The sequence below is a fragment of the Acinetobacter sp. S54 genome (assembly GCF_016624945.1).
Classification (GTDB): Bacteria; Pseudomonadota; Gammaproteobacteria; order Pseudomonadales; family Moraxellaceae; genus Acinetobacter.
In genome coordinates this window covers 101,299-127,174 of record NZ_JACVUI010000007.1, presented here as the reverse complement: position 1 = coordinate 127,174, position 25,876 = coordinate 101,299, and the positions used below count along the sequence as shown (strand labels likewise).

At 38.2% G+C, this 25,876-nt stretch carries 26 protein-coding genes; 17 read left to right on the top strand and 9 right to left on the bottom strand.

Annotated features, from left to right (window positions below; translation table 11 throughout):
* The first annotated feature begins 43 nt into the window (after positions 1 to 43).
* Positions 44 to 520 carry a type IV secretion protein Rhs gene (locus tag IAE20_RS11660; RefSeq protein ID WP_200461401.1) on the top strand — a complete coding sequence of 159 codons (477 nt, stop codon included), beginning with the start codon at positions 44 to 46 and terminating at the stop codon, positions 518 to 520.
* Between the two features lie 155 nt (positions 521 to 675).
* Here IAE20_RS11660 and IAE20_RS11655 read toward each other — a convergent pair whose 3' ends face one another.
* On the bottom strand, positions 676 to 909 hold the full coding sequence (locus IAE20_RS11655; RefSeq protein ID WP_200461400.1) for a hypothetical protein: 234 nt from the start codon (positions 907 to 909) through the stop codon (positions 676 to 678).
* A gap of 509 nt (positions 910 to 1,418) precedes the next feature.
* On the opposite strand from IAE20_RS11655, the gene IAE20_RS11650 reads away from it, so the two are divergent.
* Positions 1,419 to 2,417, top strand: coding sequence for a CobW family GTP-binding protein (locus IAE20_RS11650; protein WP_200461399.1), 999 nt, complete (start codon positions 1,419 to 1,421; stop codon positions 2,415 to 2,417).
* Between the two features lie 26 nt (positions 2,418 to 2,443).
* On the opposite strand, the gene dctA is transcribed toward IAE20_RS11650, so the two are convergent.
* Positions 2,444 to 3,703, bottom strand: a complete 1,260-nt coding sequence (gene dctA / locus IAE20_RS11645; RefSeq protein WP_200461398.1) for a C4-dicarboxylate transporter DctA — start codon at positions 3,701 to 3,703, stop codon at positions 2,444 to 2,446.
* A 191-nt stretch (positions 3,704 to 3,894) separates the two neighbouring features.
* On the opposite strand from dctA, the gene IAE20_RS11640 reads away from it, so the two are divergent.
* The 10 genes from IAE20_RS11640 to IAE20_RS11595 all read left to right on the top strand — a co-directional run bounded on the left by IAE20_RS11640 (position 3,895) and on the right by IAE20_RS11595 (position 12,845).
* Positions 3,895 to 4,431: a YaeQ family protein gene (locus IAE20_RS11640; RefSeq protein WP_200461397.1), complete on the top strand. Its 537-nt coding sequence runs from the start codon at positions 3,895 to 3,897 to the stop codon at positions 4,429 to 4,431.
* A 43-nt stretch (positions 4,432 to 4,474) separates the two neighbouring features.
* On the top strand, positions 4,475 to 4,816 hold the full coding sequence (locus IAE20_RS11635; protein WP_200461396.1) for an FKBP-type peptidyl-prolyl cis-trans isomerase: 342 nt from the start codon (positions 4,475 to 4,477) through the stop codon (positions 4,814 to 4,816).
* A gap of 499 nt (positions 4,817 to 5,315) precedes the next feature.
* Positions 5,316 to 5,708 carry a hypothetical protein gene (locus tag IAE20_RS11630; protein ID WP_200461395.1) on the top strand — a complete coding sequence of 131 codons (393 nt, stop codon included), beginning with the start codon at positions 5,316 to 5,318 and terminating at the stop codon, positions 5,706 to 5,708.
* A gap of 389 nt (positions 5,709 to 6,097) precedes the next feature.
* Positions 6,098 to 8,170 carry a poly-beta-1,6-N-acetyl-D-glucosamine N-deacetylase PgaB gene (gene pgaB / locus IAE20_RS11625; RefSeq protein ID WP_200461394.1) on the top strand — a complete coding sequence of 691 codons (2,073 nt, stop codon included), beginning with the start codon at positions 6,098 to 6,100 and terminating at the stop codon, positions 8,168 to 8,170.
* A 12-nt stretch (positions 8,171 to 8,182) separates the two neighbouring features.
* Positions 8,183 to 9,445, top strand: a complete 1,263-nt coding sequence (gene pgaC, locus IAE20_RS11620; protein ID WP_200461393.1) for a poly-beta-1,6-N-acetyl-D-glucosamine synthase — start codon at positions 8,183 to 8,185, stop codon at positions 9,443 to 9,445.
* Between the two features lie 28 nt (positions 9,446 to 9,473).
* Positions 9,474 to 9,887, top strand: a complete 414-nt coding sequence (pgaD, locus tag IAE20_RS11615; protein WP_200461392.1) for a poly-beta-1,6-N-acetyl-D-glucosamine biosynthesis protein PgaD — start codon at positions 9,474 to 9,476, stop codon at positions 9,885 to 9,887.
* A 237-nt stretch (positions 9,888 to 10,124) separates the two neighbouring features.
* Positions 10,125 to 11,258: an acyltransferase family protein gene (locus IAE20_RS11610; protein WP_200482099.1), complete on the top strand. Its 1,134-nt coding sequence runs from the start codon at positions 10,125 to 10,127 to the stop codon at positions 11,256 to 11,258.
* Positions 11,259 to 11,338: 80 nt separating this feature from the next.
* Positions 11,339 to 11,917: a nicotinamide riboside transporter PnuC gene (gene pnuC / locus IAE20_RS11605; RefSeq protein WP_200482098.1), complete on the top strand. Its 579-nt coding sequence runs from the start codon at positions 11,339 to 11,341 to the stop codon at positions 11,915 to 11,917.
* Complete coding sequence (locus IAE20_RS11600) at positions 11,914 to 12,186, top strand: hypothetical protein (protein WP_200461389.1); 273 nt, start codon at positions 11,914 to 11,916, stop codon at positions 12,184 to 12,186. Before pnuC ends, IAE20_RS11600 begins: the two co-directional genes overlap by 4 nt.
* Before the next feature lie 59 nt (positions 12,187 to 12,245).
* Positions 12,246 to 12,845 carry an alpha/beta hydrolase gene (locus IAE20_RS11595; RefSeq protein ID WP_200461388.1) on the top strand — a complete coding sequence of 200 codons (600 nt, stop codon included), beginning with the start codon at positions 12,246 to 12,248 and terminating at the stop codon, positions 12,843 to 12,845.
* A gap of 21 nt (positions 12,846 to 12,866) precedes the next feature.
* Here IAE20_RS11595 and IAE20_RS11590 read toward each other — a convergent pair whose 3' ends face one another.
* Together IAE20_RS11590 and IAE20_RS16785 are read right to left on the bottom strand one after the other, a co-directional pair.
* Positions 12,867 to 14,183 carry an MFS transporter gene (locus IAE20_RS11590; protein ID WP_200461387.1) on the bottom strand — a complete coding sequence of 439 codons (1,317 nt, stop codon included), beginning with the start codon at positions 14,181 to 14,183 and terminating at the stop codon, positions 12,867 to 12,869.
* A 127-nt stretch (positions 14,184 to 14,310) separates the two neighbouring features.
* The gene (locus IAE20_RS16785; RefSeq protein ID WP_227610941.1) at positions 14,311 to 14,514 is read right to left on the bottom strand and encodes an amino acid transport protein; all 204 of its coding nucleotides are present in this window, start codon (positions 14,512 to 14,514) and stop codon (positions 14,311 to 14,313) included.
* A 250-nt stretch (positions 14,515 to 14,764) separates the two neighbouring features.
* Between IAE20_RS16785 and def the strand changes: the two genes are divergently transcribed.
* Both def and IAE20_RS11580 read left to right on the top strand, forming a co-directional pair.
* A complete protein-coding gene (gene def / locus IAE20_RS11585) occupies positions 14,765 to 15,247 on the top strand; it encodes a peptide deformylase (RefSeq protein ID WP_200461386.1) in 483 nt (160 codons plus the stop codon).
* 171 nt (positions 15,248 to 15,418) lie between these two features.
* Positions 15,419 to 16,702: a glutaminase gene (locus IAE20_RS11580; protein WP_200461385.1), complete on the top strand. Its 1,284-nt coding sequence runs from the start codon at positions 15,419 to 15,421 to the stop codon at positions 16,700 to 16,702.
* 11 nt (positions 16,703 to 16,713) lie between these two features.
* Here IAE20_RS11580 and IAE20_RS11575 read toward each other — a convergent pair whose 3' ends face one another.
* Positions 16,714 to 17,487 carry an AraC family transcriptional regulator gene (locus tag IAE20_RS11575; RefSeq protein WP_200461415.1) on the bottom strand — a complete coding sequence of 258 codons (774 nt, stop codon included), beginning with the start codon at positions 17,485 to 17,487 and terminating at the stop codon, positions 16,714 to 16,716.
* Positions 17,488 to 17,593: 106 nt separating this feature from the next.
* Here IAE20_RS11575 and IAE20_RS11570 point away from each other — a divergent pair, with 106 nt between their 5' ends.
* Complete coding sequence (locus tag IAE20_RS11570; RefSeq protein WP_200461384.1) at positions 17,594 to 18,817, top strand: MFS transporter; 1,224 nt, start codon at positions 17,594 to 17,596, stop codon at positions 18,815 to 18,817.
* 180 nt (positions 18,818 to 18,997) lie between these two features.
* On the top strand, positions 18,998 to 19,291 hold the full coding sequence (locus IAE20_RS11565) for a cold shock domain-containing protein (RefSeq protein ID WP_200461383.1): 294 nt from the start codon (positions 18,998 to 19,000) through the stop codon (positions 19,289 to 19,291).
* A 271-nt stretch (positions 19,292 to 19,562) separates the two neighbouring features.
* On the opposite strand, the gene IAE20_RS11560 is transcribed toward IAE20_RS11565, so the two are convergent.
* From IAE20_RS11560 to IAE20_RS11545, 4 genes are all read right to left on the bottom strand, one after another.
* Positions 19,563 to 20,339 carry a dioxygenase gene (locus IAE20_RS11560; protein WP_200482097.1) on the bottom strand — a complete coding sequence of 259 codons (777 nt, stop codon included), beginning with the start codon at positions 20,337 to 20,339 and terminating at the stop codon, positions 19,563 to 19,565.
* Positions 20,340 to 20,418: 79 nt separating this feature from the next.
* Positions 20,419 to 20,898, bottom strand: a complete 480-nt coding sequence (gene rlmH / locus IAE20_RS11555; protein WP_200461381.1) for a 23S rRNA (pseudouridine(1915)-N(3))-methyltransferase RlmH — start codon at positions 20,896 to 20,898, stop codon at positions 20,419 to 20,421.
* 335 nt (positions 20,899 to 21,233) lie between these two features.
* Positions 21,234 to 23,660 (bottom strand): endopeptidase La, encoded by a 2,427-nt coding sequence (gene lon, locus IAE20_RS11550; RefSeq protein ID WP_200482096.1) that lies wholly within the window; start codon positions 23,658 to 23,660, stop codon positions 21,234 to 21,236.
* A gap of 105 nt (positions 23,661 to 23,765) precedes the next feature.
* Positions 23,766 to 24,368 (bottom strand): 5-formyltetrahydrofolate cyclo-ligase, encoded by a 603-nt coding sequence (locus tag IAE20_RS11545; protein WP_200461379.1) that lies wholly within the window; start codon positions 24,366 to 24,368, stop codon positions 23,766 to 23,768.
* Between the two features lie 308 nt (positions 24,369 to 24,676).
* Between IAE20_RS11545 and IAE20_RS11540 the strand changes: the two genes are divergently transcribed.
* The gene (locus IAE20_RS11540) at positions 24,677 to 25,876 is read left to right on the top strand and encodes an ESPR domain-containing protein (RefSeq protein ID WP_200482105.1); all 1,200 of its coding nucleotides are present in this window, start codon (positions 24,677 to 24,679) and stop codon (positions 25,874 to 25,876) included.

The following is a 25,876-nucleotide window of genomic DNA, read 5'->3' as shown; positions in this document are numbered from 1 at the left end:
CATAGCATTATATTAAAGCAATGATGATGTGTTTAGAAATAATATGATATACGGTTTAAATAGACATTTGATTGTAAAAAAACGATTTTTGACTCAAGCTGAAAAGCAATTAGCAATCAGTGTATTTGGTACATCTCTCCAATTTGAACACATTCAGATTATTGCACATCGACTGGTTTTGAAACATTTTGCAATTAGTCCGAATGGAAATATCTATTTTCATCCAGCCGACTGGACTGATGATTTTTCACAAGAAACAATTTTGAAGCAATCATGGTTTATTCATGAACTGGTTCATGTCTGGCAAGTTCAACAGGGAATCAAATTAATTCGTCAAGGATTGTTTGATCGTAAATATCGTTATGCACTCGAGCAAGGCAAGCAGTTTCTTCATTATGGTATTGAACAACAAGCGCAGATGGTTCAGGATTATTTTATTCGATTACATACAGGACAAAGTTGTCGTGATCTAGCCGAATGTATTCCCTTTATTCCTCGTTCGCCAAATCATAATGATTGATGTCATTCACTATATTCTAAGATAATTTTTTAGAAAATAATCAATTTAAAACAAGACAGAGGCTAAATCGCAGCAATGATTTAACCTCTGTGGCTCGGTTTAAACTGGGAAATCTAAACCTAAATAAATGCTGTTAAGAGAGACAGTCCGTCAATTTACTGAGCGGGCTGTGCAGGTTGACCCTGTCCTTGAGCTTCAGCTGCATTTTCAGAACCTGGTTGTGCTGAAGTTGGTTGGCCAGCAGCAGATTCAGGAGATGCAGTTGCAGGAGATTCCTGAGTAGATACGACGACCTTTTCCTGTTCATTCGCGTGGTCTGCTTTAGCAGCAAAAGTTGTTGCAGCAGCTAAAGTAAATGTTGAAGCAAGTAAGATTTTAACTAATTTCATTGGAGGCATCCTTTTATTTAATTAAATAACTGATGTTTTGCATCAGAAGCAAAGTTGAATCATCTAACGTAGACAATTGCTTGTTTGCTTGGTAGTCATCCTAGAAGCTCTATTCTTAGTCGGCAATGAATGAAACAATGCTTAACGTAGAAGGTTACATAAAAAACACAATGCTGCATGGAGTGTACTTTTATTGTAAAAATCACATGATTTCATTCTCTATAAACTGTATGGATTTATTTCTTAATGGTTGAAAAATGATCAAAAAAATTACTTAGCTTTACATAGGCAAGTTGATGCATTCTTCATGCTTATTGGATATTTCGTTGGTTAAGGTTTTTAATGATGTTTTTCCAGATTATGAGTGTGCTGTTTATCACAATAATGAGTGTAAAAAGATTATGCAAGCATACTGTGGATATTTAAAATCCATAATAAGATAGAGGCAGTTGCTAGATTTTATCTACTAAATTTTTATTTGTTCTCGCGATTGATAAGTTGAGTTTAACGTGAAAATCATTAATTCTAAAAGTGTCCCTACGCATATCATTTCAGGATTTTTGGGTGCGGGAAAAACCACCCTATTGCAGTATTTACTTCAACAAAAGCCTGAACATGAGGTTTGGGCAATATTAATGAATGAGTTTGGTCAAATTGGAATTGACCAGCAACTATTGCCTCAAGAGCAGGGCTTTGAAATAAAAGAGTTACTGGGTGGATGCATGTGTTGCAGTAGCCAATTACCCTTACATATCGCATTGGCACGTTTGCTTTCAGAGTCAAAACCCGACCGTTTATTTATAGAACCGACAGGGTTAGGGCATCCAGCACAATTGATAGAACAATTAACAGAACCTCACTGGCAAAGCAGTCTGGATATGCGGGCGTTGGTTACAGTCGTCGATGGCAGCCGCTTACACGAAACGGAGTGGGTTAAACACAATTTGTATGAAGATCAGATCAAGGCTGCGGAAATTATCGTCATTTCCCATATAGATGTAATGACGTTTGAAGACGATCAGGCACTATTGCAACTTCAGCAAGAATACGAGGTTTACCAGCAACATTGGCTAAAGGTTGCGCATGGTGAGCTTGAATTAAAACAGATTGATCTGGCACACGTCATGCATGAGCGTAAAATCCAGCCTTTATTGATACAACAAAGACAGCATTCGATTTCAGAAGAAAGATCAGAAATCAAAGAGCTACCTTATCATTATGTAGAGCATGCACAAGGTTATATTGTAGCGGGTTGGAAATTGCCACGTCGTTGGACATTTAATTTTGAACAATTGCTGGATGTCTTATGTGAACAGCAAAATTGGTTGCGTATAAAAGCTATTTTTCATACCAATCAGGGCTGGATGTATTTCAACTGCAATCCGCATCAATTTAATTATAAAACTGGTGAAGAAAATATTGATAATAGAATTGAAATGATTAGCCAGCACGAACACAACTGGCTCAAGCTTGAAACGGATTTGTTGGCGGCAAGGATAGAAACCTGATTGGGTTCCTATCTTGTTATTTTAAATTATTTTTGATCTAAAACAGTTTTAGCCTGTGCATGGTCAATATCTTTTTCCCAGTGTGCTATGACCACAGTGGCTACGCAGTTTCCAATCAGGTTAGTACAAGCACGTACAATTCCGATAAACCAGTCTACGGAAAGCAAAAGAACTAGCCCAATCGCAGGTAAACTTGGGATAACGGATAAAGTTGCTGCTAAAATTACTAAAGCAGAACCTGGAATTCCGTGTGCTCCTTTAGATGTGACCAATGAAACCAGCAAAATAGCAAGTAAGTCATGGATGGAAAGATCAATATTGCAGGCTTGTGCGATAAAAATAACGCCTAAGGTTAAATAAATGGAAAATCCATCCAGATTAAAAGAATAACCGGTTGGAATGACCAAACCTACCGTTGAGTCTTTAATCCCCAGTGCTTTCAGTTTTTTCATGATTTGTGGCAAAACCGAATCAGAAGAAGCCGTGCCTAAAACAATAGATAATTCATCTTTGAAATAGTTTAAAAATTTGAAGATATTTAAACTTGTCAATTTAAGAATAAAACCTAAAATTCCCACGACAAAGACTATACAGGTGAGGTAAAACAAAATTACCAGATAGCCCAGTTGTATCAGGGAGTCTAGTCCAAATTTTGCTGTGGTATACGCTACTGAACCTAAAACGCCCAAAGGTGCAAGTCGAATAATGAGCCCCATCATCTTAAAAAGCACTTCAGAAAAAGCTTCGATAGATTGACAGACCAGAGTTGAAAATTGTTTTGGAATAAGCAATAGACTGACTCCAAATAAAATTGCAATCAATAAAACTTGAAGGATATCTCCATCTGTAAATGCACCAAATAAGGTCTTAGGGATAATATGTAAAATAAAATCTGAACCAGAACTAATGGCATGAGCGCGTTCAGTATAGGTGCTGAGGTCTTTGCTATCGAGTTGGCCGATGTCAATATTCATTCCTGTACCTGGTTTGAATATATAGGCGACAGCGATTCCCAGAATCAGCGCTAGAGTGGTGACAATTTCAAAATAAAGAATCGTTTTTGCACCAACTTTCCCCATTTTCTTAATATCACTTGCCCCATAAATCCCCAGTACCACTACACAAAATACGATCGGTGCAATCAGCATTTTTATCAGGGAAATAAATCCATCACCTAAAGGTTTTAAATTTAAAGAGAAATCATGAAAACTGATGCCAATCAGGATACCTAAAATTAAGGCGATAATGACCTGAATAAAGAGACTGGATTTGATTTTTTGCCACATCTTACATGTTCATCATTGAGAAATCCCCCGAACCTTGCAAAAAGCTCGCCAGTTTTGAAAACAACAATAGAAATCATCTGAGTGATAGAGAGAATAAAATGATAAGAAATATGAATAGACAGATACGATGACTTCAATCTGATCTAGAAAATCAGGTATGCTAGCGCCCATTGAAAATGGACAGTTTTATTATGGCGCTCAAAGCAACGATTTATAAAGCAGACTTGAACATTGCAGATATGGATCAACATCAATATGGGGATTATCAACTCACTTTAGCTTTGCATCCTTCTGAAACTTTAGAGCGTTTAATGGTTCGTATAGTTGCGTTTGCTCGTTATGCAGATGAACGGCTTGAATTTACCAAAGATTTATTTGAAAGTGATGAGCCTGCTTTATGGAAAAAGGATTTAACAGGACAGCTTCAGCAATGGATTGAAATTGGCTTACCTTCAGAAGACAAAGTGAAAAAAGCAGCCGCACGTTGTAAACATGTTGCAGTAATTGCTTATGGCTCGCAAGTAAATGATTGGTGGAAAAGAAATAGCAAAATTAAAACCCTTGAAAATGTTGAAGTCTGGCAAATTTCTGCAGATAGTTCTGCGCAACTTGAACCGCTATGCCAACGGACTATGCAACTCCAACTTAATGTGATGGATGGTGAATGGACACTTATTGGTGATCAGGCACAAGTCGTGATTCAGTGGACACCGTTACAAACGCTATAATTTTAGCAAGCAAAACAAACCTATTTTATCTGGAGAATTTGTCATGACTAAAGAACTGGAAATTATTGATTTAAAAGTGGGTGAGGGTAAAGAAGCAGTTAAAGGCGCCTTAATTACTACACATTATACAGGCTGGCTTGAAGATGGAACCAAGTTTGACGCTTCAATGGATCGCGGAAACTATTTTGAATGTGTGATTGGAACCGGCCGTGTCATTAAGGGTTGGGATCAGGGCATCATAGGAATGAAAGTGGGCGGAAAACGTAAATTAATCGTTCCTTCTCATTTGGCTTATGGTGAACGTAAAATGGGTAAACTTATTCCTGCAAACTCAAATCTGATTTTCGAGATTGAATTGTTTGATGTGAAAACACGTGATGACTGAGTGCTCAAGTCATGCCTCAAAGTAACATATTGAATCTTCATGCAAAGAACGATTTGGTATGCTGCTTTGATGCATATTCCAACTGATGATTACTTAGTAGCTGTATTGAATAAAGCCTGAACTAATATTGGTAAAGTTATTACAATAAAAAGATTATTTTTTATTATTTTAGACCTCAATTTTTTGTAGTGATCAACTTATTTTCATCACAAATGTCAATCTTATTTGCAGTGATACATTTAGCTCTTTGTTTAAATTAAAAGGTTCTACCCTGTTGGGTACACTAAATATAAAAATAAATTTTTCATAATGTACTTCTAAGCAGGTTTGAAAAGGCGGATTGAATATTTCAATAAATTTACAACAAATTTATGTGATTTAATTGGCCTTTATTTGTGTAAAATTAGATTAATAGGCAAAAGCCCTATTTTGAAACTAAGTGTGCCGACTTAGGATCATTTTAATACCAAGATAAAAGCAACAATAAGAGATGACGACTATGAATGATTATTCTGACTTAACCGCCACAGAGCTTTTAAAAGAGTTACATCATTTTTTTATGATCGATACTAATCAAGAAGAGTATTCAGGATTATGGGTACAGGAAAAAGTCAATTTTGATAAACATTATTGGCTAGATGAGGATCGTAAAGTTGAATTGATTAAAGAGACATTATCCATGCATCCGCATCAATCTGCTAATTATCGTATTACGTTATTACAAGATGCTGAGCGGATTACACTCCTGGATTATGATGGTGTTAATAAAAAAATCAAAATCTTCCGCCGTGGACAGTGGATTAATCGCTTATATAAATATTTGTACCAAAAAGAGCGTTATTATTTGGAGCAAATGGCTGAAAATCCTAATTTTGCAATGATTGAATATTAATTCAGCTATAAACTTAGATCGTATTATTGAGCAAAGTTGAGTTTACTTATTAGACTTTAATGTAATTTACTTATAAAAAAGATGGCTTTTTTGCCATCTTTTTTATGCAAGACTTACAAAATAATTTATCTTATTTTGAGTGAATTTTGTACAAAAACAAATGTTTGAATATTTATTTTAAAAATAATTATATCTTGAAATATGACTGTAAAGTTAAGAAAAACCTACAAAAAATTTTAAGTTTCTTTTCAGATTTGATTAGTATAACGGACACTGTTAAAAGCCTGATGGATTTCTGTCAAAAAGCAATGGATTGTGGTCAGTAGAAAAGACATTTTCGACGAGACAAAGCCTTCAGAAAATAACCCGAATTGAAAGATGATATTTCTATGCAAACACGCTTTCCCTTGCAAACTTTAACTTTGAGCATTTCATTATTGTTCAGTTCTATTGGAATAAGTTATGCCCATGCAGAATCGGTAACCACTGATCTTCCTACAGCATCGGAAATACCAGCTGTGACTGATCCTCATACAGGTGAAGCACCAGAAGAAGAACCACAAATTGATGTGTCAACTTTAACAATTATTGGTTATCACGAAATTACATCTAAAGAAGCTGTTATTCCAGATTATGCTGTGACTCCACAGCGTTTTGAAATGCATTTGGATTGGCTGATTAAAAATGGTTATCACTTTATAAGTGTAGATCAATTAATTAAAGCCAATGAAGGTAAACTTAAATTACCTCCAAAACCTGTTTTATTGACTGTGGATGATGGTTATCAATCTTTCTATCAATATGCATACCCAATTTTAAAAGCTCGAAAAATCCCTGCGGTTTTGGCGGTGGTGGGTAAATGGCTTGAAGTTAAGCCGAATAAAATGGTGCAGTTTGGTGATGAAAAGCTGGACCGTAGCAAATTATTAAGCTGGAAAGAAATTAAAGAAATGCAGGATAGTGGCCTGATTGAAATTGGCAGCCACAGTTATGATCTTCATCATGGAGTAAATGGTAATCCTCAGGGTAATTCTGAACCCGCGGCTACAACGCGTATTTATGATGCAAAAACTAAAACTTATGAGTCGGATCGTGCTTATGAAAAACGCATTAGTGACGATTTAAAGAAAAATATTGAAATATTTAAGGCAAATGGCATTCGTGCGCCACGCGTTATGGTTTGGCCGTATGGTCGCTATAATATGGAAACCGTGCGTATTGCCAAAAAATTAGGCATGCCAATTACTATTACCCTGGATGACGGCCCTGATCACGTAAGCAAATCTTTAGGTCATTTAAGTCGTATTCTGGTGATGAAAGGTGAGAGTACCGATGATTTGGCACAGGATATTTTAACTCGCCAAATGAACCTGACGGATAATAATCGTCCGCAAAAAATTATGCATATCGATCTAGATTATATTTATGATCCTGATCCAGCTCAGATTGAGCGTAATCTAGGTCATGTTCTAGATCGAATTCGTGAATCTGGGGTAAATACCGTGTATTTGCAGGCTTTTTCTGATCCAGATGCCAATGGTTCTGCGGATATGGTGTATTTCCCAAATCGCTATATTCCAATGCGCGCCGATTTATTTAACCGTGTAGCTTGGCAGATTTCGACTCGCACTGGTGTAAATCGTGTTTATGCATGGATGCCACTCATGGCGTGGGAACTACCTAAAAATAATCCTGCCTCTAAAAAACTAGTGGTAACTCAGCAGCCGAAAAATAGCGATCATCTCAATATGGGCTACATTCGTTTAAGTCCATATTCACCAGAAGCACGTAAAGTGATTGAAGGTATTTATACAGACTTGGCAAAATATTCCACATTTGATGGTATACTATTCCATGATGATACAACATTATCTGATTATGAAGATGCCAGTCCCGATGCATTAAAGGCATATGCAAAAGCTGGTTTGCCAACGGATCTTGAAAAAATCCGTAACGATGATGCTTTGTTATCAAAATGGACGGATTTCAAAATCAAGACGATTGATAACTTTGCAATGAAGTTGGCTTCAGATGTGCGTTATTATCAGCCCTATTTAATGACTGCGCGCAATCTGTATGCGCAAGTTGCTTTATCTCCGTATGCAGAGAACTGGTATTCCCAATCTCTGGAGCAGTCACTAAAACGCTATGATTTTACTGCGATTATGGCCATGCCTTATATGGAGCAAGCAGACAATCCAACCAAGTTTTATCAGGATATTGTTAAACGTGTAAAACAATATCCGAATGGAATTAAGAAAACCGTATTTGAATTACAGGCTACTAACTGGCGCACCAATCAACCTGTGCCATCGCAGGAGCTTGTCGATACGATTCGTTCCCTGTACAGCCAGGGTGCTATGCACGTGGGATATTATCCTGATGATCCATTCAAAGATCATCCTGATACCCAGATGTTGCATGATGTATTTGCGACTAAACCTTCAAAGTTAGTCCCGTAGCAGGAATTGACCATGTCAACAACCTTACAGCATTTATGGCATTCAGCACTGAACTTTGTGTTCTATTATCCGCTGTTTATGTCATATTTGTGGATGATGGGGGCGCTGATCTTTTATTGGAAAGAGCGTAAAGAGCCCCCATATCAGCAACCTGCTGAATTAGACGTTTATCCAATGGTTGCTGTACTTATTCCTTGCTTTAATGAAGGGGATAATGCAGAAGAAACCATTAGCCATGCTTTAGGTCTGGATTATCCTAACTTTGAAGTCATTGCCATCAATGACGGAAGTTCGGATAACACAGCTGAAGTGCTTGATCGGTTGGCCGAACAGCATGAAAAATTACGTGTGGTTCATTTGGCACAAAATCAGGGTAAGGCTGTTGCATTGCAGGCAGGCAGCTTGTTGACTCAGGCTGAGTTTCTGATTGGAATTGATGGGGATGCTTTATTAGATCCTCATGCAGCTAAATGGATGATTCGTCATTTTTTGCAAGATCGAACTGTGGCTGCGGTGACAGGTAATCCTCGTATTCGTACTCGTTCAACGTTATTGGGACGGATTCAGGTGGGTGAGTTTTCCTCAATTGTGGGAATGATCAAACGTGCGCAACGTAGTTTCGGGCGTTTATTTACGGTATCGGGTGTCATTACAGCCTTTCGTAAAAGTGCCGTACATGAGGTCGGGTATTGGTCACCTAATATGTTGACTGAAGATATTGATATTACTTGGAAATTGCAACGTGCGGGCTGGGATATTCGTTTTGAACCGAATGCACTGGTCTGGATCTTAATGCCAGAAACCTTAAATGGTCTATGGAAACAGCGTTTACGCTGGGCAATGGGCGGCGCACAGGTTTTAGTCAAAAATCTGGATGTGTTTCTTAAGCCAAAACTGAATTTTTTATGGCCACTTATGTTTGAATTATGTCTGACATTGGTCTGGTCATATTTGATGTTAATTATGGCTATTCTCTGGTTACTGCATTTTATAGTGCCGCTTGGAGAATTGTCTGGAATCAGCTCGCCATTTTTACCTTATGGCAGTGGAATATTATTAGGTGCGACCTGTTTACTTCAATTTGCACTGAGCAAATGGATGGACAGCCGCTATGAACCTAATCTTGGTAAAAACTACTACTGGATGATTTGGTACCCGTTTGTGTTTTGGTTAATCACCATTACTGCTACAATCGTGGCCTTTCCTAAAGTCCTCCTTCGTGGTGACGAAAAACGCGCGCGCTGGGTCAGTCCTGACCGTGGCATGCGCATGTAGATATTAAGCATGTTTTCGAGAAAATTTCATGAAATCTAACAATTTGATTATCGACGTGCGCCATCAATTGCCATGGCACAGACGCTATGTATCAAATACCTCAACCATGATGATGTGGGGCGCGTGGTTACTTTTGTGGCGTCCATTTATTTTGGTCTGGGCTTTAATTGAGCTGGAAAAAAGTCATCTGATTCATCAGATTTTCCATGCCTTAAGTCTTGGACTGGAACATGGCATTACTTCCCTGATTGCTTGTGCAGTGGCACTTTTGCTATGGAGTAATTATATTCCTGCAAAAAGTGTTAAACGACTGCATGAAAAAGATGTGACGGATTATGCACGTTATTTTGAACTGGATGAAACCCAAATTCATCATGGACGTGCACAAAAAATTAGTGTGGTGCATCATGATGAGACTGGTCGGATCACACATATCGATTAAATGATTGGGTCAATTAGATTAAAATGACAAATGCCAGTTTGTTGTATAACAAGCTGGCATTTACATTGGTCGCATGTATTTACATGGATACTGTATAAGTCAGTCGTAGTGAAACATAAGCTGTGAGTGGTTTATTTATAATACGTCAAATATCAATGATGGCCGATCATTAGTCAGCCTACCTCATGAAATGGAATTTATCAGGATCATGCAACTCAAAGATGAAGATATCTCGTAATGGATAAGTTTACCAAACTTAATGCAGTTGAAAGCATTCGCGGGTTGGCTTGTCTGGCGGTGTTATTTTCGCATCTCAGCTTAAGTTTTTATCCTTATTTACATCATTTTGATGAACATGATGTTGCTCGTAATACGTTAGTGCATTTTATTCATCATTCGCCTTTTGCATTTTGGTATTCTGGCACTGCTGCGGTTTATGTATTTTTTGTTTTAAGCGGCTTTATTTTGTCTTATGTGGTTTGTAATAGCCGCAACATGCAATCAAAGTTAAAATCTATGATGGTCAAACGCTATCCACGGTTAGCGATTCCAGCTTTGGGTTCTTGTATTTTACTCTGGGCGGCTTTACAGTTTAGTGATATTGATGGTTCTCAGGTACAGTATTGGTTGAAGGTTTTAGCCAGCCAAAATATTAGCTTTTCTCAAGCGATCTATGAAGGCACTATTGGCTCTTTTTTATTTGCAGAATCCAGTCTGAACTGGGTGTTATGGACGATGCAGGTCGAGTTACTGGGTTCATTTTTATTATTTGGTCTGCTGTATATTTATAGTCTGGAAAAGCGCTTATTTTTACCCCTCATATTACTGTTTCCGACCACTACTATTTTCTTTCAAAGCCAAGAACTGTATTTGGGATTACTGTGTTTTTTAATTGGTTCACTGATATTTCTGTATGGTCGTATCATTCGTTCATCAATACTCGCCATTTCCATATTAGCACTGGGTCTTTATTTTGCTGGGGCACATAATACAAGTTCTGCTTATCACTGGATTTATGCTTTGGTTGGAGAAAAAACTTATGAGTATTGTAATTTTCTCGCAGGGATTTTGATTGTTTATAGCATTTTAATGAATCCAATGTTATCGAAAAAGCTAGATAATCGTGTCTGTGTTTATCTCGGCAAACTGTCATTTTCTATTTATTTACTTCATTTACTTTTAATGTATTGCGTATGTTTACCTGTATTTAATTGTTTTATGGCTTTAGGCTGGGGCTACGACTCAGCTGCAATTTGCTCAATTTTAATATTCTTTATTGCATTGATCCTTTTTGCTGATTTATATAGCCGCTATGTCGATGCCTTGGCAATTAATATAAGTAATCGTTTATCCGAATGGGTCTTAAAATAATCCGTTTAGCGAATAGAAATCATTTGCGTAGACTCAGAAACATTTCATAATAGTGCTTTCCATTTTTTGACGTAAAGAGCATGTCTCCACTTGAGATTGTTGCAGTGATTATCAGCGTGATTGGTGTGGCTTTAACCATTAAACGTAATATGTGGTGCTGGTGGTTCAATTTTTTAGCTTTCGTTTTGTATGCTTATTTATTTTTTACGTTTAAGTTGTATGGCGAAACCATTTTGCAGTTTTTCTTTATGGTGGTGAACTTTTACGGGTTTTATCATTGGTTGAAAGGTAAACAAGTCGATCATGACATTCGGATTGAAGCTATTTCTGTTAAATTGGTGATTTTTCAGATGTCACTTGCCACAGTGGCAGGGATTGTTTTCGGACTCACATTAAAGCATTTTACCGATGCCGCCGTACCAATGCTAGATTCTCAGCTGGCCGCGTTTAGTTTGTTAGCGACCTATTGGACTAGTCGTAAACACATTGCGACATGGATTTTGTGGGTTTTTGTCGACATTGTTTATGTGGGCATGTTTATTTATAAAGATTTATATCTTACTGCGGGCTTATATGCAGCATTTGTGGGGATGGCTGCTTTTGGCTGGTGGCAATGGGAACAAGTAAAACGTAAGCAGCAGATTCAATTATCGATATGACGATTATTATTCTGGAACAGCATAAACAGCAATGTTTTGACCAATTAGCCGAAAAAATTTGCCAAACACCTGAGCATTATCTGGATTTTGATTCTGTGTCCGATGTATACAAAGCAAAATGGTTAAATGATTTTCCACAAGGTACAACTTGGGCAGTCTCGGGGTTAGATGATGGTGCGGAAGAATTTTGTATTATAATTCAATACAAATTAAAAAAATTAAACATCGAAATATATCATGGGTATTACAAGATTAATATGAATGTATGAAATATCAATGCCAATTGCGAATTAAACTAGAGAAAGTTGAATCATAAAGGTGAGATGAGATGGCAGAGAAACTGGTAATCATGTTTCATGGGGTTGGGAGTAATGGGCGAGACTTATTGCCGATTGCACAATATTGGCAACGCCAGATCGAAGGTTTAAGCATTGCTTCTCCAAATGCTCCTTTTCCCTTTATGCAGAGTCATGAAGTTTTTCAATGGTTCAGTCTAACCGGCATTACAGAAGAAAATCGTTTTGAGCGCATCGAACAGGCACGCGAGTATTTTGATCAGACAGTCCAGCGAATTTTGGATGAACACGATTTTAAAGATAAAATCGATCAGGTTGTATTCTGTGGTTTCTCACAAGGAACCATTATGTCTCTGGATGCAGTCGCTTCGGGTCGCTGGCCAATTGCAGGCGTAATTGGCTTTTCGGGTCGTTTGGCTTCACCGATTGAAGCGAATGCTAATCAGTCTGCTAAAATTACGCTAATGCATGGTGAAGCGGATGAAGTTATTCCTGTTTATGAAAGTCAGGATGCGTTTAAAGCACTACGTGAAGCAGGTTTTAATGTTGAACTAGAAATTTATCAAGGCTTGGGACATTCAGTGAATGAACTAGAGCTTAAGCGTGGTTTGGAGTTTCTCAAATCACTTTAAAGAATCAAAGCTCGTGGTTATTCACGAGCTTTTTGATAGGTTTGAATGATGAGGGTTTACGGTTTTTGAAGGCTCAAATTTCTTTTTAAATATTACTGCCGTTAGGCAAGCCATGATTGCCAATGTAAAAATATAGTACATGGCACCGATCTTACTGTATTGGCTTAATATCTGAATAAAGGGGAGGGTTAATCCACCCACAATCGCATAAGACACATTATATGAAAATGAAATACCTGAAAAACGAATAGGTGCAGGGAACATTTTGACCATACTGCATGACACCATGCCCACCGTTCCTGAGCACAAACCAAGTAGCATATATAATATGAAAATGGTGGTGTGGTTAGCATGTCCAAGACTGTTATAAAAAACCGCCGCCATAATAGCCAAGGCAGTTGCTCCAGCCATCATGACTTTGGCGCAGCCAAAACGATCTGCCAATGTTCCAGCCAGAATACAGCCCATCATTTGCATGATAATAGCCGCACTTTGCATTTTAAACGCACTAGCACGATCAAAGCCAAAAACGGTGGTAAGCAAATTAGGCATTGCCAGAATGATCACGACGACACAAGCCGTTAAAAACCATGTAAATAACATGCCAATAACAACTGCTTCTTTATGATTGACCAAGACTTGTTTGACAGGCAATTCCTTGGACAATTGTTTACGGGCTTGCATGGCTTTAAATACAGGTGTTTCTTTCAAGTAACTGCGTAAATATAAGGCAAATAATCCAAAAACTCCCCCTGCGATAAAGGCAATTCGCCATGCCCACTCATGTATGACCGTTTCAGTAAACTGCAATGAAATCCATAAAGACATCAGTGCACCAAGTAATATTCCTAAAGACAAACCTGCGGTTAATAAACCATTTGCGAGTCCAATGCGCTGTTCATGAACATGTTCAGAGACGAATGTCCATGCAGCAGGAATTTCACCCCCAATAGCGATACCTTGTATTACACGCATAAACAATAATAAGACGGGCGCTAAATAACCGATTGTTTCAAATGTAGGCAGAATGCCGATCACTAATGTGGGGAGTGCCATTAACAAAATAGACAGGGAAAAAAGCCGTTTACGTCCAACCAGATCACCAAAATGTGCCATGACCACGCCGCCTAATGGGCGGAAAAAATAGCCTGCTGCAAAAATACCATAGGTATTTAACATCGCCCAAAAAGGACTTAGAGTACTTGGAAAAAATAAATCCGAAATGATCTTTGCATAAAATACATAAATGACAAAATCATAAAATTCTAGTGCGCCACCCAATGAGGAAAGTGCAAGTGTACGTTTATCCTGACGGGAAAGATGGGGAGTAGCATCCATGCTGGAATGATTCAATGAATAAAATAAGTGAATTGATATTACTTGAAATTTAAATGAAAAGTAAATCATTCACGATCTGTAAAAGTAACAAGAACTTGGAAACTAAATGTAGATGAACTATTGCCCGTTATAAACGTACAAAATACGGGATAATAGATAAGAGGATTCCCATGATACTCAGCAGTGTTATATTTTCAACGAAATAAGGAAAAATCATGAGCACCAAGCCACATACGAAAGGCACAATCACTTTTTGCTTTTTTCCATATAAAAAATAGCCTAAGCCAATACAGCTAAAGATGAGTCCTAACAAAAGTTGCGTGGTATTCATGGCTTGGATTTCTATGTATTTTTCTATCATCCAGCTTAGAAGTTAAAGCTGAATACAAGATTAAGTGAATACTAATTTTTTAAAAATAGCCCATAATAAATCTCACATGGCTCGTTTTGAGAAGTGAATATTTCAACTGATTTTGGGATATTTTAAAAACAATAAATTTTTAGACAGTGATATTGCACTTTACTTGCTATGGTGAAGTTTCAGTCGCAAAATATCAATCAAATAACCATAGGTCTGTGAGATGAACACCATTTTACCTGTTGCTCAACGTGGCGAAGCAGTCTTAACTATTCAGGCGGCATCTGTAGCTGACTCAGAATTTAATAGTGAATGGTTGATGCAGCTCGCTGCTGCCATGCATAATACTATGCTGCAACGAAATGGTGTCGGTATTGCTGCACCACAAGTGTATATTTCCAAAAGAATTATTATCGTGGCTTCGCGGCCGAATCTCCGTTATCCAGATGCGCCTGAAATGGATGCTGTGGTGATGGTGAATCCTGAAATTTTAGAATTTTCTCATGAAACGTGTCTGGGTGAAGAAGGCTGTCTCAGTGTGCCAAATGCTCGTGGAGAAGTAGAACGTGCTTATTCAGTCAAAGTGCGTTATCAGTCTTTACAGGGAGAATGGTACGAAACTAACTATGCGGGGTTTCCTGCGCGTATTGTGCAACATGAAGTGGATCATTTGAATGGCATCTTATTTGTAGAACGGGTGATTTAGTCGTTTACATTTTTAAAATTCTATGATGAATGGAAAGATCCTTAAATTGCTATATATGTATTTTAAGAGTTTCTGATTGAAAATCATTACAAAAGATATAATTTTAATATTATCAATACCCTGTACGATAAAAATTAAATAACAAATGAAGAATAGTGCAGGTTAATTGTTATGAAAACGCCTCTTCCAGATTATTTGGCCCACGTTTTAGATGCTTGCGATATAGATAACAGCGGACATTTGGCTGATTATATTCCAGAGTTAGCAAATGCTAATCCAGATCGATTGGCTTTAGCCATGTCCACTGTCGATGGCGAGATTTATTCTGTCGGAGATGATGAAATTGAATTTACCATTCAGTCAATGTCTAAACCGTTTACCTATGCCTATGTATTGCAACAAATGGGAATTGATGCAGTGTTGGAAAAAGTGGGTGTTGAACCTTCAGGAGAGGCATTTAATGAAATTTCACTGGGGAAAGATAGTCGTCCAAAAAACCCGATGATTAACTCTGGTGCAATTACTACGCATTCTCTGATTCCAGTTAAAGAGGGTCTGCCAAGTGCAGAAATTTTACGTGAGTTTATGAGTGAGTTAGCAGGGCGTAAATTAAGTTTTGATGATTCCGTTTATTGCTCTGAAATTAAAACAGCTTACCGTAATTTGTCGATCGGTTATATGCTAAGAACAGTTGGCATTCTGGAAGCAGATCCTGTTGATATTGTGAATGGTTATATTCGCCAATGTTCAATTCTGGTCACAGTCAAAGATCTTGTTCGGATGGGAAGTGTTTTTGCAAATGGCGGGGTTGATCCTAAAACTGGGAAGCGCCTATTAAACCGTTCAGTGGTACGCCAAGTCCTCAGTGTAATGATGAGTTGTGGTATGTATGATGCCGCAGGTGACTGGTTAACAACCGTGGGTATTCCAGCCAAAAGTGGAGTGGCTGGTGGCATATTGGGTGTATTACCAGGGCAGGTTAGTATCGCCGTTTTTTCACCAAAACTGGATGTACATGGCAATAGTATACGCGGGATTGATATGATGGAACGGTTATCACGTGATATGGGATTACATTTGATGGAAGGTACGCCTTCGGCACAAACCATAGTACAAAGTCATTATCGAACTGGAAAAAATGCATCGCTGAGTGTATATGTGCTGCGTGGTGTGTTGAAGTTTACCGAAGCTGAAATGTTATTACGTACTTTTCAACACGAGCCTGTAGATAAAAGCACAATTATCATTGATCTGACCCAAATTTCACTCATCCATGAGGTGGGTAAACGAATGTTTCTGGAAGGCATGGATCGGTTAATTGATGACGGTCATAGCTTACTTTTGGTTGATCCTGAACAGCGTCTTGATCATGCTCGAACTCATAAAGACCGAGTGTTACATGTTTATCAGGACATGGATGATTTAATGCAAAATCAGGAAGATTTTTCTGATTAAATGAGGTCGCTTTATCGTATCTCAGTTCTAAATTGTTGTGGGGTCTTGCCTAAATGGCGTTTGAACATGGCACTGAATGCACTGGCATTGGCATATCCTAAAGACTCAGAAATCTGACTTACAGATAATCCATCTGCAATTTTGCTTAAAGCCAATGCGATATGCATTTGTTGAATCCATGCACGATAAGAAAGCCCTGTTTCTTTCTGAAACATACGCATTAGCGTGCGTGAACTAGTGCCAATTTCATCGGCCCATGTATTTAAATCTTTTAATTGATTTGGCGATTGCAAAAGTGTTTCACAAATCTTAATCAGGCGTTTTTCTTTAGGCCACGGGATTTGTACGGCTAAAGAATTAGCTCTTTGAATTTCATTAAAAATAATAATTTGTAGAGCATGGGAAATTTCCTGTGAAATAGAAGGATCACTTTTTCGAAGCTGATCGAGTTCATTAAAACGAATGAGTAATTCATGTAATAAATTACTCACTCGAATTAAAAAACAATTTTTTCCCATAGCTTTAGCTGCATTTTCTTCCACCAAAGCGGTGTTTAATTGAACATGACTTAAGGAAATAACACTATGTTCAACACGTGGAGGAATCCATAATGCACACATGGGTGGCATAATCCAGACTTGATGGCCTGTAAAAACTTGAATTGCGCCCTTAGAGGCATACAGAAGCTGTGCCTGTAAATGTGCATGGGCGTATGTCACTTCTCGATAGCGATGTTCTGAGGAAAGCCCGATCATTAATTCAGAGGGTACAAGAGAAAGAGTCATATGAAAAAAAGAAAATGTCACTTATACAATGATTATTGGAAGATAGCTGTATAAGCGACACATTACAATAGCAACATTAGTTAAACAATGATTGGAGTTTCTTGGGATGACGTCTTCAATACCGTTGAAAGAAAATGTCGTGGAAAGTGTGGCTGTAAATACTCAGCCGCAAGTGATGATAATTAAAGTTGTAGGTGCTGTAGCCATTGCACATTTACTCAACGATTTGATTCAGGCAGTACTTCCTGCAATTTATCCAATGCTCAAAGCTAACTTTGCTTTGAGTTTTACCCAAGTTGGTCTGATTTCATTGGTTTATCAGGTAACTGCATCATTATTACAACCTTGGATTGGGCTTTATACCGATAAACATCCAAAACCTTATCTATTGCCACTGGGTATGTGTGTGACGTTTCTTGGCATTTTGTTGCTCGCATTTTCGCCAACTTTTACGATATTGTTGGTCGCATCAGCTTTGATAGGGGTCGGTTCATCGACCTTTCATCCTGAAGCCTCAAGAGTGGCACGTATGGCTTCGGGCGGACGTTTTGGTACAGCTCAATCTACGTTTCAGGTCGGTGGTAATACAGGCACTGCAATTGGGCCTTTATTGGCTGCCCTGATTATTGTGCCATTTGGCCAGCATGCTGTAGCTTGGTTAGTAATTTTTGCATTATTGGCAATCTGGATCCTGACTCGTGTTAGCCAATGGACGATACATCATGCCAAAACTCAAGCTGTTTCGCGTATTGTCAATGCCAGTAGTAAATTGCATGGCCGTCAATTAACGCTGGCTATTGGCACGATTTGTTTATTGATGTTTGCTAAATTTACTTATATTGCCAGTATTAGTAACTATTTTACTTTTTATCTTATTCATAAATTCCATGTGAGCTTGCAAACAGCACAACTCCATTTATTTGCCTTCTTGGCAGCTGTTGCAGTGGGAACATTTGCAGGCGGGCCTATTGGCGATAAAATTGGGCGTAAAGCTGTAATTTGGGTCTCTTTTGCTGGCATGGCACCATTTGCCTTGATGATGCCCTATGCCGATTTATTCTGGACGACGATTCTTTCGATTATTGCGGGGTTAGTATTGTCTTCGGCTTTTGCTGCGATGGTGGTATATGCTCAGGAAGCGGTTCCGGGACGTGTTGGAATGATTTCAGGATTAATGTTTGGTTTAATGTTTGGAGTGAGTGGGATTGCTGCGGCAGGACTTGGGCATTTAGCAGATGTAAACGGGATTGAATGGGTCTTCAAATTATGTTCGTATTTGCCATTACTTGGCTTGGCAACATTCTTTTTACCAAAGACTCATGTGAAATAGTTCTTTGGAAATCTTTTATGGATCTCTCAATCTCATCAGGTTGAGAGATTTTTTAATCATATTATTCATAAATAGTGCAAATCGGTTGTAGACTATCAGTGAGCAAGATTTGTGCTATTCCACTTTCTTGATAGAGATTAATATATAATAAAAAAATGTGTAATGTTATGGACCCTAGCTATGAAATCTGAATTCTATCAAGGTAAAGTTAAGCAATACGATGCAAAAAAAGGATTTGGATTTATTGGCGCATTAGACCAAGATATCTTTTTTCATATTTCTGACTTTCCGCTTGAAGACGGTGAGCCGAAGCGAAACGAGCGCGTAAAGTTCAAAGTGATCGAGAATAATGGCAAATACAGAGCAGTGAAAATCGAGAGAGTAATTGATCAGTCTACCAAAGCTAAAAAATCCAGAGCTGTGGAAAATAATCAATCGATTACGAATGCATTACTGGGTAGTTTTAGAAAATAATTTATATTTTTTAAAGCGTTGTATTTGATGGCGTTTTTGGGCTATTAGTTTGTTAGCATAACATTAGAAAATATTCTAAAACTTTATTCTGGATTTCAATAGCCCTTCCTTTATTTTAGTCCTGATATCGTGATGCCATTCTTAGTTAGCATTTTTATAAATAGAGAAATGTGTTTTTAGAACTTCATTAGAAAGGGAGTTTTTGCGTTCTTTTGTCTAAGATGAGCTGAGTAAACTAGAATCTTTAAAGTGTTAAATAACCAAATTCAGCTTAATCAAAACGATAAATATCCATACCCAAAGCGCCCATAGAAAAACTGCTATGCACAATTGAAAAACGATTACCCGCACCCATTGCAAAAAATAGGGGAGCAAAATGTTCGAGAGTAGGGTGGTTTCGTTCAATGTAGGGAATATCTGGCCAGTTCAGCACAGCCTCATAATCTTGATGGGTCAGTTTATTCACCACATAATTGCGAAATGAAGAAGCCCATTCTGGAATATGCTGGGCATTTCCATCCCATGATAATTCTGCCAAATTATGCGTGATGCTGCCTGATCCAATTAAAAGAATCTGGCGTTCACGTAATGGAGCAAGGACTTTACCAATTTGATAAATTTCATCTGCATTCATATTCATGGGTAATGAAATTTCAACAACAGCAATATCTGCATCTGGATACATATGTAACAATGGCATCCACACTCCATGATCACGTGGCCGAGTGCTATTGGCATGAGCAGGAATATGATGTTCAGCCAATATTTTCAGGATTTCTTCAGCCAGTTCTGGTTGCCCCGGAGCGGGATAATGAATTTGATATAATTCTTCGGGAAAGCCTCGAAAGTCATGCCATGTTTGTGGGCGGGTTGATGTACTAATTTCCAGTGACTGACTTTCCCAATGTGCAGACATGATTACAATAGCTTGGGGTTTGGGTAAATTAAAACTCAGACGATGCAAAGCAGGCCCAACTTGTTCAGGATCAAGCGCAAGCATGGGGGAACCATGAGAAATAAATAGCCCCGGAAGTGTTTGTAGATTCATGCTGCTAACCTCATGCATATCAATTTATCTTGCCAAAGAAATATCGCTTTGGTTTAATGATTTTGTTTCAAACTATTGGTCAAGCCCGATGATAGGGATGATTGTGATTGATACTCATAGCGCGATAAAGTTGCTCAATCAGCAAAATCCGAACCAAAGGGTGAGGCATTGTTAGTTTAGATAAAGACCAATGCCACGCAGCAGCTTGGCGCACTTGATCGGATAGTCCGTCGGGGCCGCCAATCGCCAAAGCCACATCGTTCCCTTCGAGCATCCATGATTTCATGGTATCAGCAAGTTTTTCGGTACTTAACTCACGCCCACCTACTTCTAGTGCAATCAAGGTTTCATTCGGTTTTAATGCATTGAGAATGCTTTCACCTTCGATTTGGCAATATTTTAAAATATCCGCTTCTGAATCATTCTTACCCCGTTTAGCCATTGCAAGCTCAATGACTTGGGTTTGAACAAAAGGCTGAATCCTTTTGAAATAATCTTCAAATCCTGTCAAGACCCATGCTGGCATTTTTTGACCTATAGTCAGAATTCGGATTTTCATAATATGGCTCAATGGTAAATGCGAACGGATATAAGTATAGCGGGGATATAATCCTGCTTCATGCGGATTATGATTTTACTCGATTGAATGTTTAAGGCTTAAGCAAATAGTTGACATTCAATAAAAATTAATAAAAAAACGCAGTCCTAGAAAGTGTGAAGGACTGCGATTAAAAGATCATCTGTCTGGAGAATCAGATGACCATACCAAAAATTCAATAAAAAATGAAAATCATGAACCCTTAATTTTATTATGGGTGTTATTGGTTAATTTTCAACCTAATTAATGTAAAAAAAGAGAGCCTAAACTCTCTTTTTCATGATTTCATAAGGAGATTAATGACGGGCAGCTTTTGACTCTTCTACAGGTTTAACAATTGGTGTTTTAGCCAATGGTTTAGGCTGCTCGGTTAAAGCAAGAGGTAGAATCTCATCGATACTTTTCACTGCTTTAATTTCCAGACCTTCTTTGACATTATCTGGAATCTCAGCCAAATCACGTACGTTATCCTGTGGGATAAATACTAATTTGATACCACCGCGGTGGGCTGCCAAAAGTTTCTCTTTCAATCCACCAATACGCAATGCATTACCACGTAAAGAGGTTTCACCTGTCATCGCAATATCAGCACGAATTGGAATCCCTGTAAATGCAGAAACCAACGCAGTCGTTAAGGCTAAACCAGCAGAAGGGCCATCTTTAGGGGTAGCACCTTCTGGCAAGTGAACGTGAACATCAGTTTCTTCAAAGCGAGATGCTTCAATACCAAGTTCATCTGCACGAGTACGTACTACAGTCATTGCCGCAGTAATGGATTCTTTCATTACATCACCGAGTGAACCAGTTGTAATGAATTTACCTTTACCTTTTACTGCTGCTACTTCAATAGTAAGTAGCTCACCGCCGACTGAAGTCCATGCCAAGCCATTAACGCGACCTATTTGAGCTTCATCTTCCGCCATGCCGTAGTCAAATTTATGCGCACCTAAATAATCTGGTAGATTTTCACCAGTTACATCAATGTGTAAGTTCTTCGACTTCTTACTCACAGCTTCTTTCACGACTTTACGTGCGATCTTCGATACTTCACGCTCTAAACTACGAACACCAGCTTCACGTGTGTAGCGACGAACGATATCTCGAATTGCTTCTTCATGAACAGTCAATTCACTGCTACGCAAGCCATTGTCTTTAATTGCTTTCGGTACAAGATAACGCTCAGCAATATTGACTTTTTCTTCCTCGGTATAACCCGGCAAGCGAATGACTTCCATACGATCAAGTAACGCTTCTGGAATATTCATACTGTTGGCAGTACAGATAAACATCACTTCTGACAAATCTAGATCAAGATCTAAGTAATGATCATTAAATTTGCCATTTTGTGATGGATCAAGTACTTCAAGCAATGCAGAAGCTGGATCACCACGATAATCCTGTGCCATTTTGTCAATTTCATCGAGTAGGAATAATGGATTCTTTACTCCAACTTTGGTCAATGACTGCACGATTTTACCTGGCATCGCACCAATATAAGTACGACGGTGACCACGAATTTCAGCTTCATCACGTACACCGCCTAAGGCCATACGCACAAACTCACGTCCTGTGGCCTTCGCGATAGACTCACCTAGTGAAGTTTTACCCACACCTGGAGGACCAACCAGACACAAAATCGGACCGCGAAGCTTTTTCACACGAGACTGAACTGCTAGATATTCCACAATACGGTCTTTTACATCGTCTAGACCATAGTGATCAGTATCCAGAATTTCCTGTGCTTTTTTCAGATTAATGCTGACTTTACTTGCAGTATTCCAAGGTGTATCCAGAATGACTTCAAGATAGTTACGCACCACAGCAGCTTCACTCGAAGCGGGTTGCATCGCTTTTAATTTACGAAATTCTGCCTCAGCTTTTTTGCGTACATGCTCTGGCAAATCAGCCTCGACAAGACGTTTTTCAATTTCAGCAACGTCGTCTTCAGCACCACCATTCATATCGGAAAGTTCACGTTGAATTACTTTCATTTTTTCATTTAGAAAGTATTCACGCTGATTTTTTTCCATTTGACGTTTAACGTTGTCATGCAATGTTTGCTCAATTTGCTGTTCAGCAGATTGTTGAGTTAAATATGTGGTTAACTCTTGCAAATGCGTTTCAAACTCGTCATTTTCCAGAAACTTTTGTTTCACATCGATATTTAATGGTACACGAGTTGCGACAAAGAACATCAGCTGTAGCAAGTCTTCGATTTTATTCGCAGCAGTCACCAGTTCACGGGCATTACGTAGTTTTGCTTCTGCATATTGAGCAAATAAAGTACGCAATTCCTGCAAACGAGTTTCCTGGTCATTTTTATCCATACTGACCGTCATTGGACTTAATTGATGTTCAGCAGTTAAATGACTATCTTCATCAATAATCTTGGTCAGTTTTGAACGATATAGACCTTCAATTAAAACCTTAATACAGTTTTCATCATTTTCGTGATTCACAACTTGCACAATCTTCGCGACAGTACCATATTGATAAAGGTTGTCGTGATCAATTTCTTCGGTAAGAGAATCTTTTTGTGCAACTACAAATACTAAATTGTCACTGTTACGAGCCACATCCACTGCATTGATCGATTTTTCACGACCCACGAATAGCGCAATTTGCATGTGTGGATAAACCACAACATCACGCAACGCTAAAAGCGGTAATACACTTGGAACCTGAGGCTCTAAGGTTTCTATATTCATAATATTTTCAGACATGGGCACTCCTAATGAGTGACAACAATGTTGCCATGTTTTTTATAGTGATGTGTATTTTGAAAATTACAAGGGCATAAGGATAGAAAATGCAAAAAAATAAGCAAATCAGTCGGAATTACTTAAATGAAAGGCTTTGCGATTAAAATGATAAACACGATCTGGTGTGAGTAAGGCATCTAAGGGTTGATCCCAAGGTTGGCGAATCAGGTTTTGATCGAGTAATTGAAAAGAATGCGCCAAACCTAACCGAAAAGGTTTATGCGGAGCGGAGGCCAACGTTCGGTCATAAAAGCCTCCTCCCATGCCGATACGGGTTCCTCTATAATCACAGGCAAGTAAAGGCATAACTAGCAAGTCAAGATAAGATACATGATGGGCTCGATTTGCCATCGGTTCCTTCATCCCTAGCGGATGATGTGAAAAACGTTTGTTTCGATATTGCGTGCGACTCACGTTTACCCACACCAGTTGATTGTTCATATTACAAATCATGGGGAAAAAAACATCTTTATTTAATCGATAACATTCTTCAATCAACAATTTAGTATGAACTTCACCGAAAGCATGTAAATACAGACCAATTTTTTGATATTTAAACGAGGTTAAAATTTTTCTAAATAAATGATGGCATGAGACGGATGATCGATATTGCTGAAATCGGGTGAGCTGTTTGCGCTGTTGTATTAAATTTTTACGATTTTTTTTCATATTTTTACAATATGCCAACTTGATAATAAATAAAACTACAAAATTAAGGAAAGATCTCACATGAATTTTATCAAAAAATTAATTAAATTAACTGAATAGATTCAATCTGAATACAATTTTTAATAAAAAACTCATCGTTAATATTAAGTTTTATTAATCAAAATCCTACCTAAACTCTTAAAACTTAATATTTAATGTGTAATTTTTCACACTTCAAGTAAAAATATTGATTGAGTTGTCAATATTTGGCCTATAGAATTTTATTTACAACAAAAAACTTTCTTGAAAATTAACGGCGGTAAAAAACGATGAATAAAGTTTACAAAGTTGTATGGAATGCTTCTTTAGGGGCATGGGTCGCGGTTTCTGAATTAGCCAAATCTAGAAGCAAATCAAAATCAGTAAAGAAAACAGCAGGTATTGTCATTGTAGCGACGACAATCGCATTTGCTGTATCAGCCCATGCACAGGATATCAATGAAGATTTAAATGTAACGGGTGATATAACAGCTACGGGGGAGATTACTGGTTCAGATGTGACCAGTACTAGTGGAGCATCTCTCAATGATTTGAATAATAAAGTAAATGATACTTCTACAGGCTTAGCAACGAAAGCCTCACAAACTGATTTAAATAACTTAACGAGTACAGTCAACACTAAAGCCTCACAAGCCGATTTAACCACTTTAAATAATCAAGTAAATAATGCCACTACAGGCTTAGCAACGAAAGCCTCACAAACTGATTTCAATACACTCAATAATCAGGTCAACAACGCGACAACAGGTTTAGCTACTAAGGCATCTAAAGCCGATGTAAATGCTGCAAAAACCGAAGTGGCTGCGGGTAATAATATTGAGGTTACTTCTTCCAATGGCAGTAATGGCCAAACGATTTATACAGTTAAAACAGCAAATGAAGTGACTTTTAATAAAGTCACTGTAGACGGCACAATTATTGATGATGGGCAAATTACAGTTGCAAAGGATGGAACCATTGCAGCAGGCTCACAACAGGTGATTACAGGTAATCAGTTTTATGAGCTAGAACAAAAACTATTTAATAGTGGAGCACAAGGGGTTAAGTATTTTCATGCGAACTCTACTCTGGATGACTCCGCTGCTTATGGTACAGACTCTGTCGCAGTAGGGCCGAATGCGATAACCAATAAATCCGCTACTGACTCTATCGCGATTGGTACAAATGCACTCGTAGGAACTGAAGACGATGGTACAACACCAGCTCCAACTGATGGCGTGGAATCTATTGCTATTGGTAAAGATACTCTCGCCTTAGGTAATAAAAACACGGTGATTGGTCAGGCTGCAACAGTCGATTCAAAATATGTTACAAGCTCTTTAGCTCTTGGTGATTCTGCAAAAGTCACAGGTGACAATAGTAATAATGCTTTGGCGATTGGATCTAATGCTACATCAAGTGCCGCAGGCGCAAGTGCAATAGGAAATGCAGCAGCAGCCAGTGGCTCAAATGCTACAGCAATAGGTTGA